The following is a 737-nucleotide window of genomic DNA, read 5'->3' as shown; positions in this document are numbered from 1 at the left end:
CCAGGTAGTCTCTTGTCAGAAAAAGATCCGCCCGTGCTTGCATCGGGGAGGTGTCCATATAAGCTATTTAGCCGCAATACTAGTTCTGCCATTTGTTGGCAGGATTCATATCCCCAATAATCTTAATCAACAAAATTCGGCAATTACTGCAAAATAAACCACAATCAGATAGTGTAAAAGTATAACTACCAAATCATAAAACCACTATCTGTTAACGAGTCAAAACAGACGGAAGTATATGTCAATAAAAATATCGATTCCATTTAATAGATATAGAAATGAAAAAATCCATAACACTCCTTTTTTTTTAGATAGATACCGCCACGAAAGAACAGAAAGAATAGTTGCTAGCATAGCTATAATGAAAAGTATATTATATGTATTTTCATTCACGACGGTAATGTTGTCAGCTACCCATGCAATGATAGAAAAAAAAAACCCAAAATAAATACTGAAACTCTCATCTGGATGTTCCACTACCTGTTGAGCTGCTTCCTTTAGACGACAAATCAAAACCTCCGATTGTAACCTTTACATCTTTACGTTTAGGTGGAGTTTCTTGAACTCCCGGTGCTGAGTTGAATTGGCGTTGACTCCAACTACGGCAAATATCATCATATCCGTAATAACCGTGCTCTCCTATTTGAGCTTTCATGACTTTATCAAAAGCATCATCCTGTTCCTTTGTTGTTTTTTTATATACTTCAATTTTTCCACCATGTTTCATATCATTATAC

Annotated in this window: 1 protein-coding gene; it reads right to left on the bottom strand. The window is 35.7% G+C overall.

Annotated elements, in window-relative coordinates:
- Nucleotides 1-460 precede the first annotated feature (460 nt).
- Nucleotides 461-737: hypothetical protein (locus tag AC07UY_RS21760; protein ID WP_494701940.1), on the bottom strand; the 277-nt coding region annotated here is incomplete at its 5' end.

The sequence above is a fragment of the Citrobacter sp. GW821-FHT02E08 genome (assembly GCF_059421685.1).
The sequence above is the reverse complement of the archived record's forward strand: the minus strand, read 5'-3'. Positions and strand labels throughout refer to the sequence as shown.